The organism is Arthrobacter sp. Y3225116, from assembly GCF_059091245.1.
In genome coordinates, this window is record NZ_JBNHGL010000277.1 from 1 (window position 1) to 3,380 (window position 3,380).

The 3,380-nt window shown below is 68.1% G+C and carries 4 protein-coding genes; 2 read left to right on the forward strand and 2 right to left on the reverse strand.

From position 1 onward, the window contains the following. Nucleotides 1-136 precede the first annotated feature (136 nt). Both AC5RV2_RS16010 and AC5RV2_RS16015 read left to right on the forward strand, forming a co-directional pair. Nucleotides 137-724 (forward strand): TetR/AcrR family transcriptional regulator, encoded by a 588-nt coding sequence (locus tag AC5RV2_RS16010; protein WP_494093153.1) that lies wholly within the window; start codon nucleotides 137-139, stop codon nucleotides 722-724. Between the two features lie 160 nt (nucleotides 725-884). Next, nucleotides 885-1,217: an ankyrin repeat domain-containing protein gene (locus AC5RV2_RS16015; RefSeq protein ID WP_494093156.1), complete on the forward strand. Its 333-nt coding sequence runs from the start codon at nucleotides 885-887 to the stop codon at nucleotides 1,215-1,217. An 80-nt stretch (nucleotides 1,218-1,297) separates the two neighbouring features. Here the strand turns inward: AC5RV2_RS16015 and AC5RV2_RS16020 are convergent, their stop codons facing one another. Together AC5RV2_RS16020 and AC5RV2_RS16025 are read right to left on the reverse strand one after the other, a co-directional pair. Next, entirely contained in the window at nucleotides 1,298-2,797 is a 1,500-nt protein-coding gene (locus AC5RV2_RS16020) for a catalase (protein WP_494093154.1), read from the reverse strand. Next, nucleotides 2,798-3,259, reverse strand: a complete 462-nt coding sequence (locus tag AC5RV2_RS16025; RefSeq protein ID WP_494093155.1) for a Fur family transcriptional regulator — start codon at nucleotides 3,257-3,259, stop codon at nucleotides 2,798-2,800. Nucleotides 3,260-3,380: the final 121 nt, after the last annotated feature.

The following is a 3,380-nucleotide window of genomic DNA, read 5'->3' on the forward strand; positions in this document are numbered from 1 at the left end:
GGCGGTCCGGCCCGCGGGCGATCAGCGGCCCGCAACGACTATGCTGAAGCCGAGCCGATGGCCGGCCGCATCCAGCAGCGCCCGCCCCGCGTCGGCGCGCTTCAGGTCCCACGCAGAAGGAGGCAGGGCACCCCGCATGGCCAGACCGCAGAACCCGCAGCGCAAGCCGCAGCTGCTCGAGGACATCCTGGCCTACCTGCAGGACAAGAACCTGGCGGACCTGTCCTTCCGCCCGCTGGCCGAAGCCCTGGGCATCAGCAGCTACATGCTGGTCTATCACTTCGGGCACCGGGAACAGTTGCTCGAGGAGATTGTGCAACGGGTCGAGGCCGATCTCTCCGCGCCCTCGCCGGAGCAGTTGGCCGGCCTGGCGGTTCCGGAGCTGCGGCAGTTGCTGCTCCAGGTGTGGGAGCACTCGCAGACGCCGCACAGCCGGGCCCTGCAGCGCCTGGGATTCGAAGCGGCCATCCAGCAGGCGGCCGCCAGGCACACCACCGATCCGGTGCCGCCCCTGCGGCCGCCCGGGTTCGTCCGCTGGCGCGATGCCGCCACCGGGTGGCTGCGGGCCCGCGGGGCAGGGGAGCAGACGGCGGCGGCCGAAGGAACGCTCTTCGCCGCCGGTGTGTGCGGCCTGTGGTTCGGGCAGGTGGTTGCCGACCAGGCCGGAGAGCCGGCGGCGGCGTTCACTCTGCTCCTGGAACGTTTCCTGGCGGCCGCCGCCTGAGGAGTCCGCGCGGTGCCGTGGTGACACCCTGCAGGATCCGCCGCGGGACGGAAGGGGGCGCTCCGCCGTCGTGATTCGGCAGGGGCTCGCATACTCTGGGGGAGTGACGAACGATATACCGCTCAATGAAGAACAGACCCGACGCGTGGTTGCGCTCGCCATGGACCTGGCCCGCGAGGGCAAGACCGGCGAGCTCGCGGAGTTCCTCGACCACGGGCTGCCCGTGGATGCGCTGGATTCCGACCACAACACCCTGCTGATGCTGGCCGCCTATCACGGGCAGGAAGAGACCGTGGGCATGCTGCTGGAACGCGGGGCCAACCCCGATATCCGCAACGTGCGCGACCAGTCGCCGATCGCCGGCGCCCTGTTCAAGGGCGAGGACGCCGTGGTGTCCAGGCTGCTGGCGGCCGGGGCGGACCTGGATGCCGGCACGCCGAGCGCGCGCGATGCCGCGAAGATGTTCGGCCGCGGGCACCTCCTGGAGAAGTAGGGGCCCGGAACGAAAAACTGCCCGGGACCGGCTGTTGAGGCGGTCCCGGGCAGTTTCATGCCTTGGTCAGGCTGGGGGTGTTACGCCGAGTCGGTGTTCACGTCGACCGGGGAGATCTTGCCGGCCTGCAGGGCCTCGATGGCCTTGCGCACGCCTTCGCCGTAGGCCGGGTCGGCCTTGGTGCAGTTGGCGATGTGGCGTTCGATGGTCGCCTGGGAAGCGCCGTCGATGGCACGGGCGGTGTTCTCGAAGAGGACCTGCCGCTGCTCGGCGGTCATCTTCTCGCGGAAGAGGATGCCGGGCTGCTCGAAGTAGTTGTCGTCGTCTTCGCGGAAGTTGAACCGGTCGGCCACGGCGCCCACGGCCTGGGCCGGGTCGCGGTAGGCCGGCTGTTCCTGCCAGCGGCCGTAGCCGTTGGGCTCGATGCCCGGCGTCGCGCCCTGGTTGCCGTCGACGCGCATGGAGCCGTCACGGTGGAAGGAGTTGACCAGCCCGGCACCGCGCGGGTAGTTCACCGGGATCTGGTGGTGGTTGACACCCAGGCGGTAGCGCTGCGCGTCGCCGTAGGAGAACAGGCGTCCCTGCAGCATCCGGTCCGGCGAGAAGCTGATGCCCGGAACCACGTTGGCCGGGGTGAAGGCAGCCTGCTCGACGTCGGCGAAGTAGTTCTCCGGGTTGCGGTTCAACTCCCACTCGCCGACCTCGATCAGCGGGTAGTCCTTCTTGGACCAGACCTTGGTCAGGTCGAACGGGTGGTACCTGTAGGTCTCCGCGTCGGCCTCGGGCATGATCTGGACCATGAGCTTCCACTTCGGGAAGTCGCCGCGGTCGATGGACTCGAGCAGGTCGCGCTGGTGCGACTCGCGGTCCTCGCCGACCAGCGCGGCGGCCTCGGCGTCGGTGAGGTTCTTGATGCCCTGCTGCGTGCGGTGGTGGAACTTCACCCAGTAGCGCTCGCCGGCGTCGTTGATGAAGCTGTAGGTGTGCGAGCCGAAGCCGTGCATGTGGCGGTAGGACGCCGGGATGCCGCGGTCGGACATGACGATGGTGACCTGGTGCAGGGCCTCCGGCAGGTTGGTCCAGAAGTCCCAGTTGTTCTCGGCGCTGCGCAGGTTGGTGCGCGGATCACGCTTCACTGCGTGGTTCAGGTCCGGGAACTTCAGCGGGTCGCGGAAGAAGAACACCGGGGTGTTGTTGCCCACCAGGTCCCAGTTGCCCTCTTCGGTGTAGAACTTGACCGAGAAGCCGCGGATGTCACGCTCGGCGTCGGCCGCGCCGCGCTCGCCGGCGACGGTGGAGAAGCGGGCGAACAGTTCGGTCTTCTTGCCGACCTCGGAGAAGATCTTGGCCTTGGTGTACTTGGTGATGTCGTTGGTCACCGTGAAGGTGCCGAAAGCACCGGAGCCCTTGGCGTGCATGCGGCGCTCGGGGATGACCTCGCGGTCGAAGTGCGCCATCTTCTCCAGGAACCAGACGTCCTGCAGCAGCATCGGGCCGCGGGGACCCGCGGTCAGGCTGTCCTGGTTATCGGCTACGGGCGCGCCCGCAACAGTTGTCAACGGCTTGGTGTTATCAGCCATTTAGTTATCGCTCCTTGTCGGATCTTCCAATTGAAGGTCTTTGGTGGCAGTGCAGGCGGGGCAGGTGCCCCAGAAGGTGACCTCGGCTTCGTCGATCGCGAAACCGTGGTTGTCGGCCGCCGTCAGGCACGGTGCCTCGCCCACGGTGCAGTCGACGTCGGCAATATTGCCGCACGACCGGCACACCACATGGTGGTGGTTGTCGCCGACGCGGGCCTCAAAGCGCGCCGGGGACCCCGAGGGCTCGATCCGGCGCAGCAGCCGGGCGTCCGTCAGCGCCGCCAGCACGTCGTACACGGCCTGCTTGGAGACGCCGCCGAGTTCGTCCCGCACCACACCGATGATGGTGTCGGCGTCGGCATGCGGGTGCGCACGGACTGCTTCCAGCACCGCCGCCCGCGGACGGGTCACGCGCAGCGACGCCTCGCGCAACAAGTCCTCCGGATCCCTCATCTCGACCATGAAACGATTCTCTCACCTTTTTTGGACTGAGTCCAGAAAATTATCTGGACTGAGTCCAATCATGACGACGGCGGCGCCGGCCGCCGGGCTCCGCCTCGCCCGGCGCGCTGTCCGCCCGGGC

Excerpts from the sequence above, each read along its gene's own strand:
- AC5RV2_RS16020 (WP_494093154.1), bottom strand. The coding sequence starts at position 2,797 with ATGGCTGATAACACCAAGCCGTTGACAACTGTTGCGGGCGCGCCCGTA.
- AC5RV2_RS16025 (WP_494093155.1), bottom strand. The coding sequence starts at position 3,259 with ATGGTCGAGATGAGGGATCCGGAGGACTTGTTGCGCGAGGCGTCGCTG.
- AC5RV2_RS16015 (WP_494093156.1), top strand. The coding sequence starts at position 885 with ATGGACCTGGCCCGCGAGGGCAAGACCGGCGAGCTCGCGGAGTTCCTC.
- AC5RV2_RS16010 (WP_494093153.1), top strand. The coding sequence starts at position 137 with ATGGCCAGACCGCAGAACCCGCAGCGCAAGCCGCAGCTGCTCGAGGAC.